Raw genomic sequence first — 25,512 nt, forward strand, 5'->3', positions numbered from 1 at the left:
AGAAGGCCTTTCGTCTAATTGTAAAAATAGAAAAACAAATCCCCTTTTCCATGAGAAAAGGGGATTTTGATATCTATCTGATGATCCAGCCAAGTGCTAAAGAGCCTTCGCCTAGATGAGTGCCAATCACGGCACCAAAGTAGCTTTTATAAAATTCAACATGAGGATACTTTTCTAATAAGTGCGCAATTAATTCATCTGCTTCTTCTTCTCTATTACCATGTATCAGAGTTGCTCTCATTGGAACACCACGTGATGCATCTTCATCAAATAATTCAAAAATACGTGAAATGGCTTTTTTGCGTGTACGAATCTTCTCAAAAGGGACAATTAGCTTGTTGTCAAAATGCAAGATAGGCTTTACCTTTAAGAGGCTTCCAATAAAAGCCTGAGCACCATTTAATCTGCCGCCTCGTTGTAAATGAGTTAAATCGTCTACCATAAAATAAGCTCTTTGATTTTCTTTCAGATAATTGAGATGGGAAATCACTTCTTCTGGAGAAGCACCATCTTGGATTTTTTCAGCAGCTTCTAACACATAAAAACCTTGCGCCATACAGCTAGTCTCTGTATCAAACGGATAAATGTCGATTCCGTCAACTAGTTCATTCGCTGAGGCCGCACTATTGTATGTTCCACTAATTCCGCTTGACAGATGTATACTAATCACAGCATCATATGTTTCACTAAGTTTTTCATATAATTCTATAAGTTCACCGAAAGCAGGCTGAGAGGTTGTTGGAAGATCTTTATGTTTCTTGACTTCTTCATAATATGTCTTCCAATCCATTTCTACTTCTTCACGGTATGATTCAGTACCAAAGATGACATTCAGAGGGATCATATGAATATGATGTTTATCACGTAGTTCTTGTGGTATATAAGCAGTACTGTCTGTTACAACGGCTATTTTCATTCTTAAATACCTTCCTTATCCGTTAAGTTGCTTTTTAAAAAAGAATGATCATTGTTTTTCACTAGATTTATAATACTAATCAAAAAAGCTTGCCTAATCAATAGGCAAGCCCGCTATATCCGAAAAAGACTCCTTACCTGCCTATCATTGCTCTCTAACTTGAATGTGAGAGAACTAAAAACAGGCGAAAAAGGAGTACTTGTCCGGAACATTATCTCATTTCTACCCAGCCGTTTTTAATTGCTACAACAACAGCTTGAGTACGGTCATTTACATTCATTTTTTGCAAAATGTTACTCACGTGGTTTTTGACTGTTTTCTCACTAATAAAGAGCGACTCACCAATACCTCTGTTGCTCTTTCCGTCAGCTAACATTTGAAGAACTTCACATTCACGTCTTGTTAAGATATGAAGTGGTCTGCGAATTTCAGGATATACCTCGTGCTGTGGATGTGCTGAAACGCCGCTTGTTGCTAAGCGTCGGAATTCATTTACTAAGTTATGAGTGACTTTCGGATGTAAATAAGAGCCTCCGTCAGCTACTACTTTTACTGCTTCAATGAGAGTATCTGCATCCATTTCTTTTAACAAGTAGCCTCTTGCTCCTGTTTTTAATGCATGTGTCACATAGTTTTCATCGTCATGAATAGATAGGATAATGACTTTTGATTCGGGATAAAGCTCTACTAGCTGTTTTGTAGCCTCCACACCATTTACATTCGGCATATTAATGTCCATAATGACAACATCCGGATGATAGTGTTCTACGATACGTGCAGCTTCGTCACCGTCGTCTCCTTCTGCAACTACTTCAAAAGTAGGTTCAAAATCTAAAATCCGTTTGACACCTTCACGGAATAATTGGTGGTCATCGATAATTACAATATTTACTTTAGTCACAAGCTACGCCTCCCCATGTTTATTGTTCTACACCTGAACTTTATGGTCAATATGTCTTTTGTCTCTATTTTACAATTTTATTTTGTAATGTTAACGGTACTCTAATCATGATGAATGTCCCTAGACCTATTTTTGAGTCTATGGTCATTTTACCTTCTAGTAAGTCTACGCGCTCTTTCATACCAAGTAACCCAAAGGATTTGTTTTTATTTGTTTTAACATCCTTCATATCAAAGCCTTTTCCATCGTCTTTGATAATTAAGGTGACAAAGTCTTTCGTCACTTCAACCTTCACAGAGATTTCTTCAGCTTCAGAATGCTTTAAAGAATTTGTGACAGCTTCTTGAGCTAGTCTAAATAGTGCCACTTCAAATTGAGAAGCAATTCTTTCGCTTTCAGTATCACCTAAGCACTGGAACGTAATTTTGGTTTTTCCATCATATTCTTCAATTGTGTTTAAGTATTTTCGCAGTGTCGGAATGAGACCCAAATCATCTAAAGCCATCGGTCTTAAATCATAAATGATTCTTCTCACTTCGTACAGTGCATTTCGCACATTCTGTCTTAGACTTCTAATTTCTTTAAATCCTTCTTCTGTTCCACGGTCTCTAAAAATTCGTTCAATTAGTTCTGAACGCATCATCACGTTTGCCAGCATCTGAGCAGGTCCATCATGGATTTCTCGTGATACCCTTTTGCGCTCTTCTTCCTGGGCTTCAATAATTCTTAGTCCAAAATCTTGTTTTGCCTGAGCATCTTCAAGTAAAACACCGACCTGACGTAAATCTTGGTTCAAGTAGTTGAGGACGACCGTGATCTGGCTCACAAGCGTTTCTGAACGTTCAATGACATCTTGTAAGCTTAACAATCGTCTTTCGAGATCATCTCTTCTTTCCCTCAGCTGTTTTTCGCGCTGCTGGATCATGGTCAATTCTACTTGCAGGTTATGTGCTTTTTCATAGGCTTCTCGTATTTCTTCTTCGCTGAATTTGTTGAAGTTTCTGCTGACCTCAGATAATCGATTTCTAGCATGTCTCGTATGTACTTCTAGTTTATCCCCAAAATCAATTACTTCGTTGACTTGCTGTTTAATTTGCTTAAGCTCTTCTACTAGGCTTTCATATTGTTGACGGGACTGTTCGCCGATTCTAAATACTTCGTCCTTACTGCCATCAACTGTACTTAGCATTTTCATGATGATTGAATCCAATAACTTCGGATCCATTTTAGGTGTTGTCATGGCTTTTCCCTCCCGTAACAGTGATGTCATCTTTTTTTATTATAAATGTCATTGATCTGCATTTTATGTCGAATTATAATGAAAGAATGCGTATAAATCATGAAATTTTTATGACGACCCTTTTTCCGCTCCTATCATCATAACAAAATACGCTGTAAAATTCTAAAACCAATGCAAATTTTCTCTAGCCTTACAATTTGCTTGTCAGGAGGGTATGTCTTTTGCTGAACCGCTATCTCACAGTAAAAAGCCGTGGCGAGCATGAGATCGTCATTGAAAAATCACGTTTTATTTGTCATATACAACGTGCTGTCTCAGAAGAAGAAGCACAAGCCTTTATACAATCCATAAAAAAACAACATTGGAACGCCACTCATAATTGTTCCGCCTATTTGATCGGTGAACATGATCTGATTCAAAAAGCAAATGATGATGGTGAACCAAGTGGTACGGCAGGGGTACCCATGCTTGAAGTGCTAAAAAAACGCAAGCTGAAAGATACAGTTGTTGTCGTCACTCGTTATTTCGGCGGTATTAAGCTAGGTGCCGGTGGATTAATTCGTGCGTACGGAAAATCTGTGTCTGAAGCAATCAATCATGTTGGTATGGTAGAACGCTGTTTAATGCGTACGATGCACACAACAATAGATTATACATGGCTTGGAAAGGTAGAGAATGAGCTTAGAGCCTCATCTTTTCAGCTAAAAGACATCCATTATGCAGAAGATGTGATTTTTGAAACGTATGTAGAAGAAACACAAACAGAGCAGTTCATTGAATGGATGACTGAGTTGACTAATGGAAAGAGTGTTACTAAAGAAGGCGAATTGATTTATTTAGAAAAGGACGTTGGTCCGATAAAGGAGACAGATGAATGGCACAACGAGTAAAAGTGCGTGTACGAAAGAAAAAGAGTAAGAAGAAAAAGATTTTCAAACGGATTCTGGTCTTATTTTTGCTTCTCTTCATCTGCATGGGCGGATTTGCAGTTTATAAGATTGTGAATACACTCCAAGCTGCTGACAAAACTTATGATGAATTAGAGCGCGGGGAGAAATCGAAACTCCGTGATGCTGTCATTGATATCAAGAAAAAACCTTTCTCTGTCCTATTTGTTGGCATAGAGGATTACGCCACAAATGGTGATCACGGCCGTTCAGATTCACTCATCGTCGCAACGATTAATCCTCAGGATAAAACGATGAAAATGGTCAGTATCCCCCGTGACACACGAGTACAGCTTGCTAGTGACACAACGGGAAATAAAGTAAAGATCAATGCGGCATTTGCTAAAGGCGGTAAAGACGAAACGATTGAAACTGTCGAACAATTCTTGCATATCCCAATTGACAAATATGCAACAGTGGACTTTGACGGTTTTAAGGATGTCATTGATGAAGTTGGGGGAATCGATATAGACGTTCCATTTGACTTCAATGAAAAAAGTGACGTCAAAAAATCGAAAAAGATTTACTTTAAAAAAGGGAATATGCATTTAAACGGGGAAGAGGCACTTGCTTACGCGCGAATGAGAAAACAAGATCCACGTGGTGATTTCGGGCGTAACGATCGTCAGAAACAAATCTTACGTGCCATGATTGATCAAATGGCGAAACCTCATAACATTGCAAACGTGGATAATATCGCAAAAGAAGTAAGTGATCATATAAAAACCAACTTTCACATCAAAGAAGGACTTGCTCTACAGCAAATTTACAGTGGTTTTAAAGGAGACGATACTGAAACATTATCTATTAAAGGATCAGACCTTTATTTAGGACCAAATCGAACATACTTCTTTGAGCCAGATCAAACCAACTTGGCTGAGGTGCAAAATGAGTTAAAGACACATTTAAAGCTTCCTGCTGAGTAATCGTCTTCAACTGAAACAAATACACAAACCGATTCATCTTCTGATGCAACAGGGTCAGCCGATACCCAGGCCCCTTCGACCAGCACATCAGGACAATAATATGGAAACAGCCCGTTCCTTGGAAGCGGGCTGTTTTTTATTGTCTTTTGACCATACGTTTGTAGAATTTCGTAAATGGTTTAAACTCTTCGTTCACCAAACCAGTGACTTCAGCAATAACTTGCATAAACATGACCAGTAAAAAGATGATGATCAATGACAGCCAAATGGTGGCACTTGTCAGCAAAATCGCGCTTAAGCTGAAGACTAAGCCAATCATGTAAATCACAATCACTGCCATTCGATGTGATAAGCCAAAGGCCATCAGTCGATGATGGATGTGTGATTTGTCAGGTGATGAGATAGGCTGTTTATTCAATATTCGTCTGATGATCGCAAAGGTCGTATCAAAAATAGGCACACCTAAAATAATTACAGGGACAACAACACTAAACAAAGTAACACTTTTGTACAATCCTAAAAGTGACAGGACCGAGATCATATAACCTAAAAATAACGACCCTGTATCACCCATAAATATTTTTGCTGGATGGAAGTTATAAAAAAGAAAACCGATGGTACTGCCAATGACGACAAGAGATAACGAAAGAATCAGGATCTTGTCCGCAGAAAATGCCATGACGGCAATCGTGGTTAAACCGATAACCGAAATTCCGGCAGCCAGTCCATCTAATCCATCAATTAAATTGATCGCATTTGTAATCCCAACAATCCATAGTACAGTCAGGGGATACGCCATCCATCCTAACTCCAGTCGATCTGTTAAGAAAGGAACAGAGAAAAAGTCCATTTTTAAGCCCGTGCTCACGATTAAGCAAGCAACGAGAACTTGCACAAGAAATTTAAATTTTGCACTTAAATTATATTTATCATCAAATATACCTAAAATGACGATGAGTACAGCGCCAACTGATATAGCTGTAATTTTATTATGTAGAAACAGCCCGCCTGCTAGTGCTCCAGCCGCTACCCCAATAAAAATCGCCAAACCGCCCATTCGAGGCATTACTCTATCATGAACTTTTCGTTTATTCGGCTGGTCCACTGCACCAATCTTAATTGCAAACTTTTTGACGATTGGTGTCACAATTAAAACTGTAGCCAGAGAGACAAAAAACGCTAATAAGGCGCGTTCGTAATCCATAGGTCAGTCTCCTTCTAAATTGAAATCTGTATTTTGTATATTGGCCGCTCTTTCCATTATACAATTGAATATAGGATGATCACAAGCTCCCCCTAAGAAGAAGAAACAAATAAAAACGCACAATCCTGAATGAATTATGCGTTTTCTTTAATATTCGTTAATTCCACCATGTTTGTGAACAGTGCGTGCCAATCCTTTTTCTTTGCCCGGCTTTGTCTTAGATGTCTGCATGTCATGTCATCTTTTTTACTGATCACTTTCTGGCAGGCTTCGACGAAGAGAGCTGGATCTTCGCCCTCTACATATTCATACACATCATTCTCTTTTAGCCTTTCCGTTGATGGAAGATTTAAACCAACAACAGGGATTCCGGCAGCTAAAAATTCATACAGCTTGAGCGGAAAAACCGCTTGATTGTAAGGAGACTGTTTGTATGGCATCATCCCTACATCAATTAATTTCATATAAGCAGGCACTTCTTCTGGTGCGACTGCTCCTGTCCATAGGACATTGGGCAGTTTGAGTGCATGCTGAAAAGATGGATCTCCATTCGTTCCATCCGGACCGACAAATAAAAATGTCCAATCTGGCTGCATACGAGCAGCTTGAGCGATCATGTCAAAGTCGAGCTTCGGCTTGATCCCACCTATAAAGCCAAGAACCGTTCCCTCTCTTCCCTCTAGCACGTCTTCCCTGCTAGGGAGGTTGCTTTTTGCAAACACATCATACTCGACGCCATTTTCCACTGTAAAGACATCTTTCGGTTCACCCATGAGCCTTTTTTTGATTTGATCATGTAAGTATTGTGAAGAGCACGTAATGCTGTGTGCATATTTAATAATGCGGTTTTCTGCTTTTACAATGACTCGCTGTCTCATATAAGAGAGAATGTTGTTTTTTCCGCTGATGGGCTCTCCCCACAGGTCACTGCAATCATACACAATATGTTTCCATTCAAATAAAGAAGATAAGAGCGGAAATCCCGGAAACGTATACCATAAACAGACGGCTATGCCCTGCTCTTCTTCTTGACGCAAATGTTCAAGAAGAGGAGATAATTTATGAAAATAAAACATATCTTGATAACGGCCAAAGCGAAAAAACTTGCTCTTGAGCACATCAGGAATGGTCATTTGCTTCATTCGATCCGTTATAGGCTGAAAGGGAGCTGAATGACGAGTGGCAGATGGGCATACCCAGATGACCTCTTTCGTTTCTGGATCAGATGCAAGAAATTCCGCCAGTCGATGCCGTCTGTACCTTAGGCCATCGTGTCCCCATTCTCCCGTTGCGACAATCACATGTATGATCGACTCTGCTTTCACCTTTATCACCTTTTTTCCCTTCTGTTTATAAGCGCTTTTTGACAGCATTTGTGGCATAGTGCATAAAACACCAAGATGCTTTCACAAAATGAAGCTGCTCAATTTCTCTATAGACAAACCATGTTTTTTTCGCTGCTTTCCACTTGTTACTAGAAATCGAGTTTCCCACGATGCGATATTCACTGAGTGGCTCACTCATTCCATAGGCAGTAAATCCTTTTTTTAAAATAGAGAGCCATGTGGCTAAGTCCTGCCTTGTTCGAATGTTTGGCATTTCCACGTGTCCTACTTGTTGAAGATCGAGCATCACCGTCAAACAGCCGATAATCGTATTTTTTAAAGCTTCATTGTAGTTCAACTGAGCCGGCGCTGTGACGGTTTTTTGTAATGACTCTCCATTTTCTGAAATGATGTCATATGCCGTGAAAGTAAAGGCATGATCATTTTCTAACATAAACTTGACCTGCTTTTCGAGCTTTGTCTGTTTCCACATATCATCGCTATCTAAAAAAGCGATAAAGCGGCCTTTCGCCTGTTTGATGGCGGTGTTTCTAGCAATAGCGGCTCCTCCGTTTTCCTCTAAATAAATGACGTTGATTCTGTCGTCCGTCTGACTTAATTCCCCTAACAGCTTCCTTGTGCCATCTGTTGAGCAATCATCTGCAATGATCAGCTCCCAGTTGGAATAGGTTTGGGCAAGGACGGAATGAACTGTATCCGTTAAATAACGTTCCGCATTATACGCCGGTGTAATAATTGATACTAACGGTTGATTGTTCACCTAAGACTCATCTCCAGTTCATCATTAAGATTCTTTGAATACTTCAGGTAACACCACAAACATAAGCGAGATGCTAAGGCCAATGACAAGTCCAAGCAGTGCTCGTTTTTTCGCTGACATGCCTTTGCCTGCTTCATCAAGCACTTGGGCAGGATCGACAATCTTTGCCTGCTTCATCCCGAGCTTTGTCGATTCCAATTCATATAAAAATCGTTCTTTATCGACCTTGGAGTCATTGCTGACAGATTCATCTTCAAGAGCGGATAGTCTCCTTTCAATGACTTGCTGTCTTTTCGTAAATAAGGCTTTGTCCTGCTTTAAAAATGTATCTGACACTTGTTTCACTACCGCCAAAGCTCGAGCTTGATCAGCATCTGTAAACGACAACTGCAATTGTGTATCGGACTGGTTCGTGAGAATCAAACGATTTTTCACATCCTGCCTTTCTTCTTCCTTTACATCACGGAGTGCTTGATTCAGAAATGCATCACTTTTTAATAGAGATGTCACTTCTTCCATATTGTTATACACACCGTCGTCATATTTCCCAAGCGTCAAGCTCACAGCAGCTGTGTAACTAGACTGTTCTACTGTCCCCTTGGCAAAAAAGAAACCAAAAGCAGCCAATACAACAGGCAGCAGCACAAGCCAGACGATATATTTTTTCATTCGCTTCCCTATTCTTAACATAAAACCAGACATGCTCATTCTCCCAACATTGACGTATTTGCTTTTTCACTAGTGTAGCCATACAAACTCAGCATCACACGTTTGCCCACGGCTTGAAGCGCTGTTTATTTTTCATGATATTGACCGCTGCGATCACTAGACCTAGAAACACCCAGTGGAAATATAAATTCGATACGGAACTAGGACTGATACTTGAGACGAGAAAGCTCAGCATGGCAGCAAATAGACCTTCAATGATCATCTTGGCTGATCTCGTGTCAGCCAATTGGTATTGTTTGTACAGCGAGAACATGAGATAGGCATACACTGAGATATAACCTAGCATGACGGCAAACCCAAAATTCGTCATCACCTCTAGCAGCCAATTGTGAACTTCCACGACCTGATCTGTATCAAAGATAGAAAAGTGAGCTAAGTAATAAGACACATTGCCCGCTCCGACTCCGAAACCGTATGAATTCGTAAAGAAATACCAAGCGTTTTTGATTAAATTCGCCCTGGCAATGTTGGACGGAAGTGGTTCGCTGAAAGAATGAGCGACCTGAGAAGCGAGAAACAAGTCATAAAAGACAGAATAGATTTTGGCTGAAAAAATGGCGATACAGATGATAACAAGCCCGCCTGCTGCCATGATGGACCACTTTTTTAAAAAGCGAGGCATCAACAGCCATACATAGATTGCCGCTCCAGCTAATATGCCAAGCAAGCTGGCGCGCGATTCTGTTAACAAAATGAGATACAGCGCTAAGATGGCTCCTAGTAATCCGAACGCTTTGATATAACCATTTTTCATTTGGCGCATGCACGCCACATATAAGAAAAAGCTAATAGATAAAAAAGTCGCAAAATCATTTTGGTTAAAGAAGACAGCTGTAGGATAGTGCTGTTTGTACGCTGGTCCAAGATACAATGAAGTATTCGGTAAATGGTTCAAGGTCAAGTGATTATAGAACCCGATTCCCATCACAAATAAGGTCATGACTAGCCAAATACTATAAAAAGTTACGATCTGATCCATTCGCTGAATGTACATGACCACAAGAAAGACAAAACCCATTCCCATCGCAAGAAGAGACATATATTTCAGGCCGTCTGTGACCGAATGAGCCCAAAGCAGTGAGATGAGTCCGTAAAGAAACCATGCAGCGAAAAAACCAAGAATGCCTTTAACGCGAATTTGCTGCCACTGGGATATGTACGTTCCTTTGTCCCTCATCCGCCATATGAATAAAGCAAAGACAGCCAAGAGCATGATGCGGTAGAGAAAGAGACTAAAGAACCCGGCACTGATAGAGAAAAAAGCGTTATTGAGAAATGTTAATGCAATCAAAAGGTAAATGGCTGACATGAATATGTGCTCACCATTCATGTAGAGCTTCATACATATAGCAGCCGCTATGAGCACCACAATCAAAACCGGAATGACCACCATCTTCTTTAACCCGATAGGCTGTGTGGATGCCATTTGTACAAGCCCGATACCTGCTGCTAATAAAATACATCCGATTATGATTTGCCATGCTGTTTGTTTCACACTCATACCCATGTTCCTCCTAAGCAACCCATCCGATTTGAGGGATTAAGCCTTTACTTCCTGTTCATAGTAGGAAATGGTACGAGCCAAACCTTCTTGTAAAGTCACAACAGGCTCCCATGTTAAGACTTGTTTCGTTTCCTCATTTGCCAATGTACTATGCACAATATCTCCTGCACGCTGAGGCTTATAAATCGGTTCAATATCTGATCTCGTGACTCGCTTCATCGTTTGAAACAGCTCATTCACCGTGATGGAATGACCACATGAGATATTTAAACAAACGTTTGATTGAGCTGTTAAAGCTGCAACATTCGCTGCGGCTAGATCGCCTACATAGATGAAATCTCTTGTTTGTTCTCCGTTTCCGAAGATGAAAGGTGCCTCATGTTTTGCAAACTTATCAGAAAAAATTGAAACGACTCCGCCTTCACCAAGTGCGTCTTGGCGCGGACCATATACATTGCTGTACCGCATAATACAATAGTCCACATCATAGAGTGATTTCGCCATCTGTAAGTATCGTTCAACTGTGAGTTTCGACAAGCCATAAGGTGAACCAGGCTGCAGTGGATGAGCTGTGTCGACCGGCAGATAGACTGGGTCTCCATAGACTGCTGCCGATGAGGCAAACACCACTTTCTCCACCCCGGCTTCAGCCGCTGCTTTGATCACATGCAGCGAACCTTTAATATTGACCTCTTCGTCGTAGACGAAATGTTGAACCGAAACGGCTACACTCACTTGCGCTGCAAGATGAATGATATAATCTGGTGCAATGTGTTTGATCAAATCGACCGTTTCTGATTTTGTGACATCTGCTTCAATGCATTGTACGGAAAGATGAGCGATATTTTCCTTCGATCCAGTTGAAAAGTTGTCAAGAACGATGGGCTCATAACCTTTCTCTAATAAAGCCTCTACCGTATGAGATCCTATAAATCCACTTCCCCCAGTTACCAATACTTTCTTCATCCAAGTTCCCCCTATTATTGTGCCTTCGATACCAATTCTGTTTCCCATACGCCTGGTCGGCCGATGGACTGGTAAATAAATCCTCTCTCTTTCATTTCTGCTGGATCAAACAAATTCCTTCCATCAATTAAAATGGGAGAACGAAGCAGCTGCTTGATCTGATCCTTATCCATCTTCTGTACGTCATCCCATTCCGTTAAGATGAGACAAGCATCTGTATCTTTCACTGTTTCATAGAGATCATTGCTGAAGACCGCCTGCGGGCCAAGCTCTCTTTCTGCTTCTACATAAGCAATTGGATCATAGGCTTTGACAAAAGCTCCGAGCTCTCTCAGCATTGGAATAATATCTAGTGCTGGGGCTGAACGCATATCGTTTGTATTTGGTTTAAATGCGAGCCCTAAAACGGAAATCGTTTTTCCTTTAATATCACCGAACACACTCATCAGTTTGCTGACAAGATGGGCTCTTTGGTGGTTGTTTGTTTCAATGACAGATTCGATCAGCTTGAACCGGTAGCCGGCTGTTTCGGCAATTTTGAGAAGAGCCATCGTATCTTTTGGGAAACAAGAACCGCCAAATCCAATGCCTGCTTTTAAAAATTTATGCCCGATACGGCTGTCTAACCCAACACCTTCGCTGACTTTTTCCACATCAGCGCCAACTCTCTCGCAAATGTTCGCAATGTCATTGATGAATGAGATTTTTGTGGCGAGCATGGCATTTGCCGCATACTTAATCATTTCTGCACTTTCTAGATTGGTCTCAACCACTTCTGTTTGAAACGGATCATGCAATTTTTTAATGATCGTGGATGCATGTGCGCTTGTTGAGCCAATGACCGCCCTCTCCATATTCATCGTATCTTGAATAGCTGAACCTTCCCGCAGAAACTCTGGATTGGAGACGACGTCAAATGGATATTTACTGCGTGAAGCCTTTTGAACAATGGCTTGAACAAGACGTCCTGTTCCAACTGGCACTGTGCTCTTATTCACGATGATTTTGTAGCCATTCAGGTGTTCCCCAACCGTTTGAGCCACAGCTTTCACGAATGTTAAATCTGCTTCCCCCTGAGGTGTCATTGGTGTTCCTACCGCAATATAAATAATCTCTGATTCTCGAATTGCAGCGGGAATATTGGTTGTAAAACACAATCTTCCTTCTTCTGTATTCTTCTCAATCAATTCCTTTAAGCCCGGTTCATAAATTGGAACGAGACCGCTTTTTAAGCTGTTGATTTTTGATTCGTCGATGTCACAACAAATGACGCGATTTCCGATATCAGCAAAACAAGTACCCGATACTAACCCGACATATCCTGTTCCAATCACAGCAATTTTCTTCAACATGTTTCATCCTCTCAGTAAAAGCATATTGGTCGTTCCAAACTGTTTATCTATCAGTCTTTGCACATTTCATCCTGTTTAAACGGTGGATGTTGATTGATTCAGCACCTTTTCATATTGCTGAATCAGGAGCTTAGCATTATGTGATGATGAATAATCTGTATGGACGATGTGGTGAAGATCGTTCTTCACTTGCTCGTTCCATCTGTTTTCATAAAGATAAGCGTGAATCGCTTCTTTTAACTGACTCGTTGAACGCGGTTCAATGAGCAGATGTTGATAGGTAGAAAATAGTGATGGGAGACCACCAACCCGTGTTGCGATGACAGGCATTTTTAAAGCGAGCGCCTCAAGAACGACAGTCGGCATTCCTTCACTGTAGGAAGGAAGGGCAAACAGGTCAGCTGCCATTAAATAATGTTTGACTTGTTCATTCGGCACCTGTCCCGGGAGTATAACGGATTCTTCCGCCCGTTCGGCTAGCTCCTTTGCGAGGGGTCCTTTTCCGACAAAGACGGCTTTTACACCCTCCATCCCGCTGACAGCTTCCGCTAATTCAAGCAAACCTTTCTCTTTGACTAAACGGCCAACAAAAACGATGAGCTTGTCGTGAAGCGGTAAACCTACCTGCTTTCTGATGGCTGTTTGATCCCCTGGTGTTCTAGAAAATGACTTGAGCGGAATTCCAAGCGGGAGACATTGTGCATCCACCTCTGTCATGTCATGTGTTTTCTTTGCCAGCTCCTCACTCACTGTGAGAACAGCAGACGCCTGTTTTACTGCTGCTTCAAAGGCTGCAAGCGCCCCTTTGCTATAGTTTGGATAGATGTTCACATCACTGCCGTGTAAGGTCAGAAGATAAGGGATGTTTGCTTCCTTTTTGATCACAGCTGCTGCGCCGCCAGACGGCATGGCAAAGTGCGCATGGATGAAATCCGGTGACAGTTCATAACGCTCCATTGTGCGCAGGACAGAAGCTGCGATTCTTTTACTCGGCTGAGCCCATTTTAGCTGTCCAGGCAGCGCTGTATAGGGCGGTCTGTAAACCGGCACGCCGCACCTCACTTCCTGCTCGGGAAGATCTTTTCTCTGACGATAGGAAGCTTTAAGCATCCGTAAGATGGGCGGATTGACAGGAGTAGGACAAATCACGCTCACTTCTACGCCTTTTTTGACCAGCTCCTGCACTTGCGTTTCATGGAAGACGCCTTCACTTGGATGTTTTTCACTAGGATATACACTTGTCAGCCATAGCACCTTCATGACGAACGACCTCTTCTCCATAATTTTCCTGCCATCTGCGGATACATTTTGACAAGTAGCAAGCTATATAAAACCGCACTTAAACCAATCGTGAGTAGTAATTGAAGCAGTATATCCGCTGATGTCAGCTTCATCCCTTGATGAACAGCCACTGCGCAGGCGGCCATTAACAGCGTCATGACAGCAGGCTTTACGAGTGATTTTACATACACCTTCATATTTAGCTGAATGACATAAGCCATCAGCCACCTGCCGACAATGAAGTTCAGCAGGCTGACCCCTGAGTAGACCCAAGCTACAGTCAATAGACTGCCGGTATGGACTCCTGCATATAAGGCGCATCCATATACGATGAGCATGCCTGTATCCCAATAAAAAGCTAAGTCAGCTCTTCCTTTTGCAAGAAGGATGGAACCATTTGGATTCATCAGCACACGGAGTAGACCAACAATGCACAAAATATTCAAAACCGGGACCGCCACTAGCCACTTCTCTCCAAACACCACTTCTATAAAGCTATCTGATACGGCAGCAAGACCGATGAGGAGTGGAAAACTAATGAGTGCGAGCATATTCGTCATACTGAGGAAGCCCTCACGCAGCCTAGAATGATCACGCTGACTTTTTGCGAAAACTGGGAAAGCCACTCTCGTCACAATCGGGTTAATTTTCAGCACCGGGATTGTGACGATTTGATAAGCCAGGCTGTAAATCCCTAAAGCCTCTGCTCCAAGAAACCGTCCTATTAAAATCATGTCGATGTTTGAGCCTGCCCGATTGACGAGCCTTGACGCCAGTTGGAAAGCCCCGAAGGAGAAAAACTCTTTCACTTCCCCTAATGCGAAAACGGGTGCTGGGCGCCACTTCTTCCAATAAGCCGCTGCATACATGAGACCTTTTCCTGATTGAAGCAGCACTTGAGAGATCACATAGGCCACAATTGGATTGATAAAAAAGGCTAGGATCAGTAGAACAATCAGCGAAATGATCGTCGCTATCGTCTCAATCGTACTTAAGGTTTTAAAGGCTAAATCTTTCTGCATCATATATTGGTATTGCTGACCAATTGGTGCAATGAGAAACATGATTGATAATAACTTGAGCAAGCCTTCCAGCTCAGGTCTGGCATAAAAGGCGGCAATCAAGGGACTTGCAAGGATCAATACACAAAACAAGAGAATTCCCGTCAGCAAGTTGATCCAATATAATGTAGATAATTGACGTTCCGTCGTTTGTTCCTTTTGAATGATCGCAGCACCGATGCCTAGATCAAGTAAAATCTGTGTAAATATTGTGACCGTTGTGATCATGCCAACGAGTCCAAATTCTTTCAGTGACATTACGTTTCCTAAAAAGGCGAACTGTGCAATTTGGATGATGGTAATGATCAATGCGGACAAGCTTGTCCATTTTGCTCCGCCCAGCAGGCGATTTTTCATACTTGCCATTTCTCTTCCCTACTTTACTTATCTGGCTCCGTCACCAGTCACGATGACTTTTAACGTTTTTACCATAATCTTCGTGTCGAGAGAAAATGTCAAGTTTTGAATATACTGTAAGTCGTGTGATAATTTTTCACTTGGACTCATTTCATATCCCCCATTTACTTGAGCAAGACCTGTCAGCCCTGGCTTCACTGTCAGTCTTTTTGTAAAGCCTGGAATCGTCCGATTAAATTCGGCAGTAAACATTGGTCTTTCAGGACGTGGACCTACAATACTCATTTCTCCTTTTAACACGTTGATAAATTGCGGCAGTTCATCAATTCTTGTTTTTCTGATGAATGCCCCCACTTTGGTGATACGAGGGTCATTTTTTTGCGCCCATTTCGCTCCTCCGCTTTCTGCGTTGGTTCTCATCGATCTGAGCTTCCATAATTTAAAGTAGACACCGTCTTTTCCGACCCTTTCCTGCATATAAAAGGCTGGCCCTGGTGTTTCTAGCTTAATTAAAAGGGCAAACAGTAAAATGATTGGCGTACTCAACATCAATCCGATGAACGAGAACACGACATCTATGAAACGTTTTGCAAATAAATATCGAACCATATGTTCTGTTAAAGCAAAAGAGTGGTTTCGTCTCACTTCATATTCTCTGTAAAGGTTCATCGCTTTCTCTGCGCTCACTGACCTGCACCTCACCATTCAAAGTAGTTGTTGTGTAAAGAGATGTTCTATGAAAGTCAGTTTAGCAGAGCAACATTAAGCAAATGTAAATGGGCTGTTAAGTCTTGTAAAAGTGTGTTAAGAATGTGCCCTTATATCAAGTTATGCCCTTTTAAACGTAAAAAAGACCCGCATTTCTGCGGGTCTACGTGTCTTTTTTTTATTTTGCCTTTACGGATTCGATCGTCTTCAGTCTAAGCGTTCCATTTGCATCTTTTGTATAAGTTACTTTCACTTTTGATTCTTCTTTTAGGCTGTTCACTTGTTTAGAAAATGTATTTCCGAATTGAATGGCTACTTCTTTTCCATCAATGTTGACAGCAATTGTATGTCCATCAGCCAAACCGACATATGTGCCTTCTTTGGTGACTTCATTTTTCTTCGTTGTAGATTCTTTTTTTGTTTTAGATTCAGCTTTTGACTGATCGTTTGTCGTTTCTTCTTTTGTGATTTCCTTACTTGAGCTTTCTTTTGCATCTTCATCAGATTGACCTGCTTGGTCTTCTGTTTGAGCAGCTGTTTCTTTGCTTTCATCATCTGCTTTTTCACTTGCGGACTTGTCTTCCGTCTTTTCATCTGTTGCATTTTCTTTCTTTTGATCTGCTGCTTCAGTTGTTTCTTTTTTGCTGTTATCCGTATTGTTATCGTTTGACTGATTTGATGTGCCGCATGCTGTGAGCATTACACCTAGAAGTAAGACTAAAAACGGCATTGTGATTAATTTTTTCAAGATCGTCACCTCTTCATGATTTGTCGATTTGCTGTCATTGGAAGGCAAATACGTGAAAAATCCACCCTCTATGTTTCGATTATAACAAAAATAACCTGAAATGAAATGTATTTTTAACTTGACATATCATTCATCCGATCTATTTTATTCAAAATATTGAGATACACCTGCTGCGATTCCTGAAGCCAGCCGCTCCTTGGCAGTCGTTGATTTTAATATACTGGCATCAATCGGACTAGTTACGAACCCCGTTTCAAGCAAGATGCTGGGCATTTTTGAATACTTGATCACGTAGAATCCTGCTGTCTTCACACCGCGATCTCTTGTGCCAAGGGCTTTCACCATCTGGGGCTGTACCTTTTGTGCCAGCTTTAAACTATTGGCCGAAGCATACGTCGCATCATAATACGTTTCTGTTCCATTTGCACCGCTATGATCATTTGCATTGGCATGGATGCTGATGAACACATCCGCACCAGCCTGTGATCCTTTGCTTACACGTGTTTGCAAGGAATCAAATGTATCAGATGTTCTAGACATGACCGTCAGCGCACCCGCTTGTTTGAGCCTTGCTTGCAGTTTTAACGCGACATCCAGATTAACATTTTTTTCAAACAGCCCATTTCCTACCGCTCCAGCATCCTGTGCACCATGACCTGGATCAATAAATATGGTTTCACCTAACACATGATTTTTCAGCTGTGTGATCACACTGGTTCGTATGGTTGATGTTCCGCCCAACACTGTAAATGTTGAAATCTTTTTAGACCCAATGACACGACGAATCGCATCTGGCACAGATTGAGCGTCTATAAGAAGAAGGGTTTGCCCTTGCTTGGCTGCCGTACTTGCCGCAGCTGCCGCATCGGCATATGCATAGCCGTTACTCATATACGTTTGGGTTGTCTTCATCGGGTATGTTTTCGCAATTCGGGCTGCCACTTCATACCGATTAGCTCCACTGATTCTCACGGGTGATGGCAGCTTTTGATAGGCTGCTTGATTGACACTTGTTTCCCCGCCAATCACAATCGTCCGTTTCACCGCTTTGCTTTTTAATAGATTGGCTGTTTCCTGCCGCAGCCCTTTTGCATCGGTTAATAAAATAGGAAAGCCTTGTTTTGCAGCATACGGAGCAATCGCCACAGCATCTGCATAAGCAGAACCATTCACAATCACAGCTGTATCAACACTCTTCATTTGCTTAGCAACATTTGCCGCCAATTCATATCGATTCTTCCCTTGTATTCGCGATACGGATAGATTCATTGCTTTTAGCTGCGCTACGACTTTTTGAGAAATGCTTGCGGTTCCGCCAAGAATGATGACACGCTTCGTTTTCAACTGCTGAAGACCTGACTTAGTTGCACCTGAAAGACTGCTAGTATTCGTTAACAGCACTGGGGCTCCTTGCTGAAAGGCATACGGCACAGCACTTAGCGCATCAGCATAAGCTTCACCGCCTACTAAAACAACTGTAGGAGCTGCCGACCAGCCTCGTTTTGCAGCGTTAACTGCCACCTCATATCGATTACTTCCCTCAATCTTCGATACATTGTGCTGCGCAAATGCTGATGGTGCATATAAACATAGTGAAATCACAATCAAAACAAAACATTTGATATAAGAACGCATGAAGTCAACCTCCTTGGTTTTGAACCCTTCACCCCGGAAACACTTCATGTAATTTTGAAAAAAGGCTGCCGAGAGTCGTTTCTCGAGCAGCCTAAGAGGTGTATCTTCGGCACCCCTCATCTGTATGTTTTCTTATCTAAAATAGCCTGAAACACCGCTTGAAATACCTGACGCCAATCGATCTTTATAAGTAGCTGATTTCAAAATATTTGAATCAACTGGACTGGAAACAAAACCAGTTTCTAAGAGAACACTTGGCATCTTAGAATATTTAATCACATAGAAACCAGCTGTCTTCACGCCACGGTCTCTTGTGCCTAATGCACTGACCATTTTAGGCTGAATATTTTGCGCGAGCTTCAAGCTGTTTGTTGCCGCATATGTTTTGTCATAATACGTTTCAGTTCCATTTGCACTGCTGTTATCATTTGAGTTCGCATGGACACTGATGAAGATATCTGCATTTGCTGACGCACCTTTGCTCACCCGTGTTTGAAGACTGTCGAATGTGTCTGATGTTCTTGACATCGTCACAAGTGCACCTGCGTTGTTTAACTTTGTATTTAGACGTTTGGCTACATCTAAGTTTAAGTTCTTCTCATATAATCCGTAGCCTACCGCTCCTGAATCATGAGCGCCATGACCTGGGTCAATGAATACTTTTTTGCCAACGACAGGATTTTTCAATTGATTCACGACAGTTGGTGTCACTGTATTTGTACTGCCAACGACAGTAAATTTGGTGATTTTTTTGCTGCTAATCGTCGCTCTTGTTACCTTTGGCAGCGTCTTTTCATTCGTTAGGAGCAATGCTTTGTTTTGCTTTGCTGCAATTCCTGCCGCAGAAGATGAAGTGGCATAGCCAAACCCTCTTCCTACATAGGTATTATTTGTGCTCATATTGTATTTTTTCACAATATTCGCAGCCACGTCATAACGAGTAGAGCCTTTGATTCGCGTTGGAGATTTTAATTGATTATAAGCTGCTTTTGTGACGTAATTCTCTCCGCCTACGACAATGGTTTGTTTCACATTGCTTGATTTTGCAACAGAAGCGATTTCAGAACGAAGGCCCTTTTTATCTGTATATAGAATTGGGAACCCTTTTTGTGCCGCTACAGGTGCAATGGCAATTCCATGTGCATAGAATGACCCTTCAACCACAACGACGCCAGCTGGCGTTTTCATTTTTTTCGCGATATTTGCCGATAGCTCATATCGGTTTTTTCCTGAAATACGTTGTGTAGAGATGCCCATTTTCTTTACTTGATTGACCACGTTGTTTGACACACTTGATGTGCTGCCTAAAACAATAACTGTCTTCGTTTTTAAAGCCGTTAAGGCTTTTTTTGTATCTCCAGAAAGGCTTGTACTATTTGTGTAAAGAACTGGTCCATTTTTTTGATGTGCCAGTGGAATTCCTGCTGTTGCATCTGCATATGCAGTTTTCCCCACTAAAACAACTGTACTTGCTGTTCCCCATCCTTTTTTCGCTACGTTTGCTGCTACAGCATACCGGCTCCCACCATCAATTCGGGAGACCGAGTTATCTGCTGAAGCTGTTGGAACAATAACGAAAATGGCGATGAGGCTGAGGATGGCTGTTTTGATCATTGAGCGCATCTTCTAAGTCCTCCTTTTATTCTTAATAGTTTGTTAGTTTTGTACCTGGATAGTAGAACGAAAGTATGGAAGAATACGAGTTTCCAGATTCAGCTCTAGCTTTGGCGCCGTATTGACTCATACCAATGCCGTGACCATAGCCTTTTCCTGAAATCGTGAAATCATTTGTATTATTCTTTACTGACGCAAACGTACTTTTCACCTTTGTTGCGCCCATGACTGTTCTAAACTCTGTCATTTTCATACTTGCCGTTGTACTTTTGTTCACTGTATACGTACCTGTTTTGTTTTTCAGATGGTAATTCAGCTTGATTGAAACGGTCTTCGCACGCTGACCTTTTGTTTTTCCTGAGAATGTCAGGCTTGAAATAGATGCAATTCTCATGTCAGATGCAGCTGTTTCTTTATTTTTCAACAGCCATGATTTTAGACCAGCAAGGTCGGCAGCATTGGCTTCTTTTGCCTTAGACCACTCAGAAGCTGCTGTACTTGCAGTCAACGTAGTGCCTAATTGCTTTTTAGACAACTTCAGTGTCCACGCATTGACAGGATCTTTTGTGTCTTTTTTGGCGACTAAGTATGGCAGTGCATTCCCCCATACTTCTTCACTCGCCTCAGTGTATCCGCCATTACTAGAATAATAGGTGGCTGAAATAAGTTGATTGTTGTATTTCAGAACCTTGCCTTTTGTGGCATCCACAGCTTTTGTCGAATTTGTGTACCAGTTATATCCTCCATATACTTGGAAGGCTGTTGTATCAGGTACGACTTTTCCAATACTTTTCACTGAATACGTTCTAGCGGCAACAGCTTGTGCTTTTAATGCCTCAACATGCCAGCTCGCAGGCATTTCGTTTGGCACAACACCTTTTAGATAGTCTTCAAATGGAATATTTTCATTAGTCGGCCTGATATATCCTGATTCAATGGCAAAGTTGACGTTACCTAAGTAAGGCTTCCCTGCGATTTGAAGGACATTTTTGGTTGAATATTTCTCAGGAACAACTCTTAATGTGTTATACGTCTTAATGCCTTTTAATGAAATTTTTCCGTTAGAAATATTCAATTGGTAGTTTTGATTTTTTTTCAGATAGACTTGTTTGGCTAAAGAATTTTTTAAACTATCTGTAATCGCACTTGTGCTACCAGCAAGATGGTAAGCATATGTACCTTTTTCTTTCAGCAATGCTTTTAATGACGCTGTGACAGAATCCGGCTTCACATACACAACGGTACTGTTAGATTTTGCAGCCAATTGCGACAAAGGCATTGCATAAATATAGCTAGAGGCTTTTGCCAAGTACACTTTATCTGCATTAATGTTTAATTTTTTAATGATATTCACAGATAATTCGTAGCGATTGGCACCGCTGATTCGTGTCACCTGTGAGGTTTTCTTGATTTGATTTTCTACTTTTTGTCCCGTACTTTTTGTACTGCCGATGATAATGACTTTACTTGGCATTTTATAAGACGGAATGGAATCTTTTTTTGTTAATAGGATTGGGTATCCTTTTCTCGATGCATAGGATGCAATTGCAATCCCATTCATGAATGAGTTCCCGCCGACAACAATTGCTTGCTTATAGTTACCCATTTCTTTGGCGATTTTTTGGGAAATTTCAAATTTGTCTTTCCCACTAATGCGTCTCACTTTTCCATACTTTTTGATTGATTTCTCAGCAGCTGTTGAAATACTTTTCGTATTCCCGACAATTAAGATGTTATCAGGATTCATCTTTTTCAACTGATTTTCGGTTGTCTTCGTTAGCTTTTCAATGTTCGTGTACAAAATTGGGGCGCCTAATTTGTATGCTAACGGCGATACAGAAATGGCATGATCAAAAGCATCTCGGCTCACAATCACAACGGTTGAAGGATTTTTCCATCCTGCAGAAGCAATACTATTGGCTACTTCGTAACGATTTTTGCCGTCGTATCTTTTCGTCACAGCGACATTTGATCCTGATAGTTTGTATTCCCCCGTTGTTGAGAAATCCATGCTGTTTTTGTTTCCGATATAGTTAGACAGTTTTACTGAAATTGTCGAGCTGGCCATGGCAGACTGAAAAGGTGCAATTAGTAGTGTCAGTGTCATGAGAACGATAAGTGTAATGCCTGTTTTCTTCAATTTTGTTCATCCCGCCCATCTTTTTTTACTTCTGTTTTTCAATCTTCTGAATTTCTTTTTGACCACTGTCATTGATAAAGTAAGAGATTTCTACTTTGTCACCTGGTTTAAATTCATTTAATACATCTTTAAAATTATCCGTAAATTCATAGCTTAAAGTCGTATTCACTTTTTTCACTTCGACTGTATGTGCATCAGCCATTCCAATAAATTCAGCTTTTTCTTCCAGCACCTGAGGAGTTGAACTGCTTGTCTTGTTTTCTCCTGAGGATTGCTCAGCCGTTCCACATGCTGTGAGCACGATACCTAGTAGTAGTATTAAGAACGGTAAAACGACGATTTTCTTCATTTTTTTCACCTCATGTCTTTGTATCGTCTTATAACTTAATATTTTAAGGTAAATTTAAGGTTTTTTGAAACCTTTTTTTTGTTACAACGTCTATATCTAGGTTCAGAGTAAAAAAATAACTTGTTTATCAAGATTCGTAAACCTATAATCATGGAAGAATGATAGAAAAGGTGAGGGACATTATGAGAGCTGAGAGAAAAAGAAAGAAAAAGAAGGTTCTTTGGATTGTTTTATCGATTATTGGCTTATTCGTATTAGCCACTGGCGGATACGCGTATCATCTTTGGAATACAGCCGCATCCACTGTCGCAGGCATTCAAGAGAACTTAAAGAAGTCAGATAAGCGTGACAAAGATGTCGATTTAAGTAAAAAAGACCCGATCTCCATTTTAGTCATGGGTGTCGATGAAAGAAAGAATGACCGAGGCCGTGCAGATACATTAATATACATGACAGTGAATCCGAAAACGAAAACAACTGAAATGGTGAGTATCCCCCGTGATACGTATACAAAAATTGTCGGAAAAGGCACAATGGATAAAATCAACCACTCTTATGCTTTCGGTGGTACACAAATGGCTGCAGATACAGTAGAGGAACTGCTTGATGTACCTGTGGATTACTTTGTGAAAGTGAATATGGAAAGTTTTAAAGACATTGTCGATACACTTGGCGGCATTACGGTGAACAGCACGTTTGCTTTCAGCTATGATGGCCATTCATTTGGTACAGGAGAAATTAACCTGAACGGCGATCAAGCCCTTGCCTATACAAGAATGAGAAAGCAAGATCCTAAAGGTGATTTCGGCCGTCAGCAAAGACAGCGTCAAGTCATTGAAGGCATCATTGCAAAAGGCGCTAACATTTCATCTATTACGAAATTCGGCGATATGTTTAAAGTCGTTGAAAACAACATGAAAACGAATATGTCCTTTGACGACATGTGGACGATGATGAATGATTATCGTGATGCAAGACAAAATGTGAAACAGCACGAGCTGAAAGGTACAGGCGCACGAATCAATAATATTTATTACTATCAGCTTGATGACAACAGTTTAGCGAAAGTGAAGAAGGAATTGAAGGATAGTTTGGAGCAGTAAAAAAGAAGACTACAGGAATGTAGTCTCAGATTGTAGAGAAACTCATGTTTTTCTACAATCTTTTTTATTTTCACCATCATTATGATAGATGAGATTGAAGGAAAAACATGAAAAAGGCCTCCCACACACCTATCCTAGCTTTNAATCCATACTCTGGGGAAATGGAAGTTTTAGAGTTTAAATAGATTATTTAGTAATAAAAAAAGTGCACAAAAATGTGCACTCAGATTGTAGAGAAACTCATGTTTTTCTACAATCTTTTTTATTTTCACCATCATTATGATAGATGAGATTGAAGGAAAAACATGAAAAAGGCCTCCCACACACCTATCCTAGCTTTGCTAGGTGTGTGGCAATCTTCTTCATGTTCTGGCAGGCAGCTGTGAGAAGCACTTGCTCACTTACATTTTGTTTTCCCCTTAACCGGCAGTAGCGAAGCCCATGCAGTTGTTTTGAATCTGCAAAGCTTCGCTCTATTTTTTCTTTTCTTTTTTTATATAGCTCTTTTCCAGCGGCAGACTAACCGGCAGTAGCGAAGCCCATGCAGTTGTTTTGAATCTGCAAAGCTTCGCTCTATTTTTTCTTTTCTTTTTTTATATAGCTCTTTTCCAGCGGCAGACAGACGATTTTGCCTGATCTTTTCTTTATGTTCCTCCCACACATGTCTTGAGATGACCTTTTGATGATTTTTAGATCTTGTGCAGTTTTCAAGGAAAGGACACGATGTGCATTTTTTAGGATCTGATTTGTAGAACCTATAACCTTTTCGATCAGTCGTGGTATATAAAAGCTTTTCACCATTCGGGCATATGTATTGATCGTGTTCAGAATCATACTGGAATTTCCACTTCTCGAATAATCCTCTTGTTGGATGAAAACGTCTATGTGCGATGACACCAAAAATATGGCGATCAGATAAACCTTTACAGATTGGGCTGGTCAAATAACCAGAATCAAGGGCAACTGCGTCTACTTGAAAACCAAATCGTGCGATTTGGTGATCCAATCGTTCAAGATACGGAACGGAATCATGGACATTGGTACTTTGACGAATGTCTTTTTCCGTTTTCACCTCCTCTTTTACCTTTAAGGGCTTTTTTCCGTGTGCCACCCGATCTTCTTGGATCGCTTCTTCTAATTCATTTATATAGTTYTGGGTATCTTGTTCAATCGTTTTTCTTGTATATTTATGTTTATTGGCATTGGCTTTAAGATGAGTGGAGTCAGTAAAAAGAACGCGCCCTCCAACCATATCGTGATTGATGGCTTGAAGAACAATTTCATCGAAAATGTCTTGAAAAATGGTTGTATCTTTAAATCGAGTACGACGATTCCAGCTAATGGTCGAGTGATGGGGAACGGGGTCATTGATGTTTAAACCTAAAAACCATCTATACGCCATGTTATAGTAAATTTCTTTTTCAAGTTGTCTTTCAGAACGGATACCGTACAGGTATCCGATAAACATCATTTTAAACAAAATAAGTGGATCAAGTGAGGGACGACCTTTATTCTCACTATAATAYGGTTTTACTTTGTCTATGATAAATGAAAAATCAATGTACTGATCAATTTTACGAAGCAGGTGATCCTCTTCGACCAAWTGATCTAGCAAAACAAATTCGGCTTCGTGCTGAGAAGAATTTCTAGTGTGGAACATGAGAAAAACACCTTCCTTTAGTATGCTTTTCTCTATTATAAAATGGGATAGTGGAAAATTTAAGG

At 40.9% G+C, this 25,512-nt stretch carries 20 protein-coding genes and 3 pseudogenes; 3 read left to right on the top strand and 20 right to left on the bottom strand.

Features of this window, described 5'->3' with window-relative positions; all coding sequences use genetic code 11:
• Positions 1-73: 73 nt before the first annotated feature.
• The 3 genes from ASG46_RS02615 to ASG46_RS02625 form a co-directional block, all read right to left on the bottom strand.
• Positions 74-916: a DegV family protein gene (locus ASG46_RS02615; RefSeq protein WP_007499966.1), complete on the bottom strand. Its 843-nt coding sequence runs from the start codon at positions 914-916 to the stop codon at positions 74-76.
• A gap of 211 nt (positions 917-1,127) precedes the next feature.
• A complete protein-coding gene (degU, locus tag ASG46_RS02620; protein ID WP_008348273.1) occupies positions 1,128-1,817 on the bottom strand; it encodes a two-component system response regulator DegU in 690 nt (229 codons plus the stop codon).
• Positions 1,818-1,881: 64 nt separating this feature from the next.
• Positions 1,882-3,057, bottom strand: a complete 1,176-nt coding sequence (locus ASG46_RS02625; RefSeq protein ID WP_003213166.1) for a sensor histidine kinase — start codon at positions 3,055-3,057, stop codon at positions 1,882-1,884.
• A gap of 221 nt (positions 3,058-3,278) precedes the next feature.
• Between ASG46_RS02625 and ASG46_RS02630 the strand changes: the two genes are divergently transcribed.
• Both ASG46_RS02630 and ASG46_RS02635 read left to right on the top strand, forming a co-directional pair.
• On the top strand, positions 3,279-3,947 hold the full coding sequence (locus ASG46_RS02630) for a YigZ family protein (protein WP_017357860.1): 669 nt from the start codon (positions 3,279-3,281) through the stop codon (positions 3,945-3,947).
• Positions 3,932-5,029: pseudogene (locus ASG46_RS02635) on the top strand (LCP family protein). The gene ASG46_RS02630 and the pseudogene ASG46_RS02635 overlap by 16 nt, the downstream one beginning before the upstream one ends.
• Positions 5,030-5,066: 37 nt before the next feature.
• Here ASG46_RS02635 and ASG46_RS02640 read toward each other — a convergent pair.
• The 15 genes from ASG46_RS02640 to ASG46_RS02710 all read right to left on the bottom strand — a co-directional run bounded on the left by ASG46_RS02640 (position 5,067) and on the right by ASG46_RS02710 (position 22,684).
• Positions 5,067-6,134, bottom strand: a complete 1,068-nt coding sequence (locus ASG46_RS02640) for a glycosyltransferase family 4 protein (protein ID WP_024719245.1) — start codon at positions 6,132-6,134, stop codon at positions 5,067-5,069.
• A gap of 134 nt (positions 6,135-6,268) precedes the next feature.
• The gene (gene tuaH, locus ASG46_RS02645) at positions 6,269-7,516 is read right to left on the bottom strand and encodes a teichuronic acid biosynthesis protein TuaH (protein ID WP_056702935.1); all 1,248 of its coding nucleotides are present in this window, start codon (positions 7,514-7,516) and stop codon (positions 6,269-6,271) included.
• Positions 7,485-8,240: a teichuronic acid biosynthesis protein TuaG gene (gene tuaG / locus ASG46_RS02650; RefSeq protein ID WP_025208067.1), complete on the bottom strand. Its 756-nt coding sequence runs from the start codon at positions 8,238-8,240 to the stop codon at positions 7,485-7,487. The genes tuaH and tuaG overlap by 32 nt, the downstream gene beginning before the upstream one ends.
• A gap of 24 nt (positions 8,241-8,264) precedes the next feature.
• Positions 8,265-8,942, bottom strand: coding sequence for a teichuronic acid biosynthesis protein TuaF (tuaF, locus tag ASG46_RS02655; protein ID WP_056702938.1), 678 nt, complete (start codon positions 8,940-8,942; stop codon positions 8,265-8,267).
• Between the two features lie 61 nt (positions 8,943-9,003).
• The gene (gene tuaE, locus ASG46_RS02660) at positions 9,004-10,470 is read right to left on the bottom strand and encodes a teichuronic acid biosynthesis protein TuaE (protein WP_056702941.1); all 1,467 of its coding nucleotides are present in this window, start codon (positions 10,468-10,470) and stop codon (positions 9,004-9,006) included.
• Between the two features lie 39 nt (positions 10,471-10,509).
• Complete coding sequence (locus ASG46_RS02665; RefSeq protein ID WP_056702944.1) at positions 10,510-11,439, bottom strand: NAD-dependent epimerase/dehydratase family protein; 930 nt, start codon at positions 11,437-11,439, stop codon at positions 10,510-10,512.
• 14 nt (positions 11,440-11,453) lie between these two features.
• Positions 11,454-12,791, bottom strand: a complete 1,338-nt coding sequence (tuaD, locus tag ASG46_RS02670; RefSeq protein ID WP_017368147.1) for a UDP-glucose 6-dehydrogenase TuaD — start codon at positions 12,789-12,791, stop codon at positions 11,454-11,456.
• A 75-nt stretch (positions 12,792-12,866) separates the two neighbouring features.
• Positions 12,867-14,051, bottom strand: coding sequence for a teichuronic acid biosynthesis protein TuaC (tuaC, locus tag ASG46_RS02675; RefSeq protein WP_056702946.1), 1,185 nt, complete (start codon positions 14,049-14,051; stop codon positions 12,867-12,869).
• Positions 14,048-15,499: a teichuronic acid biosynthesis protein TuaB gene (gene tuaB, locus ASG46_RS02680; protein WP_056702950.1), complete on the bottom strand. Its 1,452-nt coding sequence runs from the start codon at positions 15,497-15,499 to the stop codon at positions 14,048-14,050. Before tuaB ends, tuaC begins: the two co-directional genes overlap by 4 nt.
• An 18-nt stretch (positions 15,500-15,517) precedes the next feature.
• Positions 15,518-16,177 carry a sugar transferase gene (locus ASG46_RS02685; protein WP_008348294.1) on the bottom strand — a complete coding sequence of 220 codons (660 nt, stop codon included), beginning with the start codon at positions 16,175-16,177 and terminating at the stop codon, positions 15,518-15,520.
• Positions 16,178-16,376: 199 nt separating this feature from the next.
• Entirely contained in the window at positions 16,377-16,946 is a 570-nt protein-coding gene (locus tag ASG46_RS02690) for a hypothetical protein (RefSeq protein WP_019743577.1), read from the bottom strand.
• A 144-nt stretch (positions 16,947-17,090) separates the two neighbouring features.
• Positions 17,091-18,581 (bottom strand): N-acetylmuramoyl-L-alanine amidase, encoded by a 1,491-nt coding sequence (locus ASG46_RS02695; RefSeq protein ID WP_056702953.1) that lies wholly within the window; start codon positions 18,579-18,581, stop codon positions 17,091-17,093.
• A gap of 132 nt (positions 18,582-18,713) precedes the next feature.
• Positions 18,714-20,204 carry an N-acetylmuramoyl-L-alanine amidase gene (locus ASG46_RS02700; protein ID WP_017357852.1) on the bottom strand — a complete coding sequence of 497 codons (1,491 nt, stop codon included), beginning with the start codon at positions 20,202-20,204 and terminating at the stop codon, positions 18,714-18,716.
• 22 nt (positions 20,205-20,226) lie between these two features.
• Positions 20,227-22,335 (bottom strand): SpoIID/LytB domain-containing protein, encoded by a 2,109-nt coding sequence (locus ASG46_RS02705; RefSeq protein ID WP_008348301.1) that lies wholly within the window; start codon positions 22,333-22,335, stop codon positions 20,227-20,229.
• 25 nt (positions 22,336-22,360) lie between these two features.
• A complete protein-coding gene (locus ASG46_RS02710) occupies positions 22,361-22,684 on the bottom strand; it encodes a hypothetical protein (protein ID WP_035701604.1) in 324 nt (107 codons plus the stop codon).
• Positions 22,685-22,866: 182 nt separating this feature from the next.
• Between ASG46_RS02710 and tagU the strand changes: the two genes are divergently transcribed.
• Positions 22,867-23,787 carry a polyisoprenyl-teichoic acid--peptidoglycan teichoic acid transferase TagU gene (tagU, locus tag ASG46_RS02715; RefSeq protein ID WP_035389693.1) on the top strand — a complete coding sequence of 307 codons (921 nt, stop codon included), beginning with the start codon at positions 22,867-22,869 and terminating at the stop codon, positions 23,785-23,787.
• 327 nt (positions 23,788-24,114) lie between these two features.
• Here the strand turns inward: tagU and ASG46_RS21580 are convergent.
• Positions 24,115-24,297 (bottom strand): annotated as a pseudogene (locus ASG46_RS21580) (transposase); the annotation flags it as partial.
• A gap of 10 nt (positions 24,298-24,307) precedes the next feature.
• Positions 24,308-25,447, bottom strand: a pseudogene (locus ASG46_RS02720) (transposase); the annotation flags it as partial.
• Positions 25,448-25,512: the final 65 nt, after the last annotated feature.

It is taken from the genome of Bacillus sp. Leaf49 (genome assembly GCF_001426125.1).
Lineage (GTDB): Bacteria > Bacillota > Bacilli > Bacillales > Bacillaceae > Bacillus > Bacillus altitudinis.

Bases quoted from the DNA above. Each gene is read 5' to 3' on its own strand.
- ASG46_RS02615 (WP_007499966.1), bottom strand. From the start codon at position 916: ATGAAAATAGCCGTTGTAACAGACAGTACTGCTTATATACCACAAGAA.
- ASG46_RS02625 (WP_003213166.1), bottom strand. From the start codon at position 3,057: ATGACAACACCTAAAATGGATCCGAAGTTATTGGATTCAATCATCATG.
- ASG46_RS02640 (WP_024719245.1), bottom strand. From the start codon at position 6,134: ATGGATTACGAACGCGCCTTATTAGCGTTTTTTGTCTCTCTGGCTACA.
- tuaH (WP_056702935.1), bottom strand. From the start codon at position 7,516: ATGCCACAAATGCTGTCAAAAAGCGCTTATAAACAGAAGGGAAAAAAG.
- tuaF (WP_056702938.1), bottom strand. From the start codon at position 8,942: ATGTCTGGTTTTATGTTAAGAATAGGGAAGCGAATGAAAAAATATATC.
- tuaE (WP_056702941.1), bottom strand. From the start codon at position 10,470: ATGAGTGTGAAACAAACAGCATGGCAAATCATAATCGGATGTATTTTA.
- ASG46_RS02665 (WP_056702944.1), bottom strand. From the start codon at position 11,439: ATGAAGAAAGTATTGGTAACTGGGGGAAGTGGATTTATAGGATCTCAT.
- tuaD (WP_017368147.1), bottom strand. From the start codon at position 12,791: ATGTTGAAGAAAATTGCTGTGATTGGAACAGGATATGTCGGGTTAGTA.
- tuaC (WP_056702946.1), bottom strand. From the start codon at position 14,051: ATGAAGGTGCTATGGCTGACAAGTGTATATCCTAGTGAAAAACATCCA.
- tuaB (WP_056702950.1), bottom strand. From the start codon at position 15,499: ATGGCAAGTATGAAAAATCGCCTGCTGGGCGGAGCAAAATGGACAAGC.
- ASG46_RS02695 (WP_056702953.1), bottom strand. From the start codon at position 18,581: ATGCGTTCTTATATCAAATGTTTTGTTTTGATTGTGATTTCACTATGT.
- ASG46_RS02700 (WP_017357852.1), bottom strand. From the start codon at position 20,204: ATGCGCTCAATGATCAAAACAGCCATCCTCAGCCTCATCGCCATTTTC.
- ASG46_RS02710 (WP_035701604.1), bottom strand. From the start codon at position 22,684: ATGAAGAAAATCGTCGTTTTACCGTTCTTAATACTACTACTAGGTATC.
- tagU (WP_035389693.1), top strand. From the start codon at position 22,867: ATGAGAGCTGAGAGAAAAAGAAAGAAAAAGAAGGTTCTTTGGATTGTT.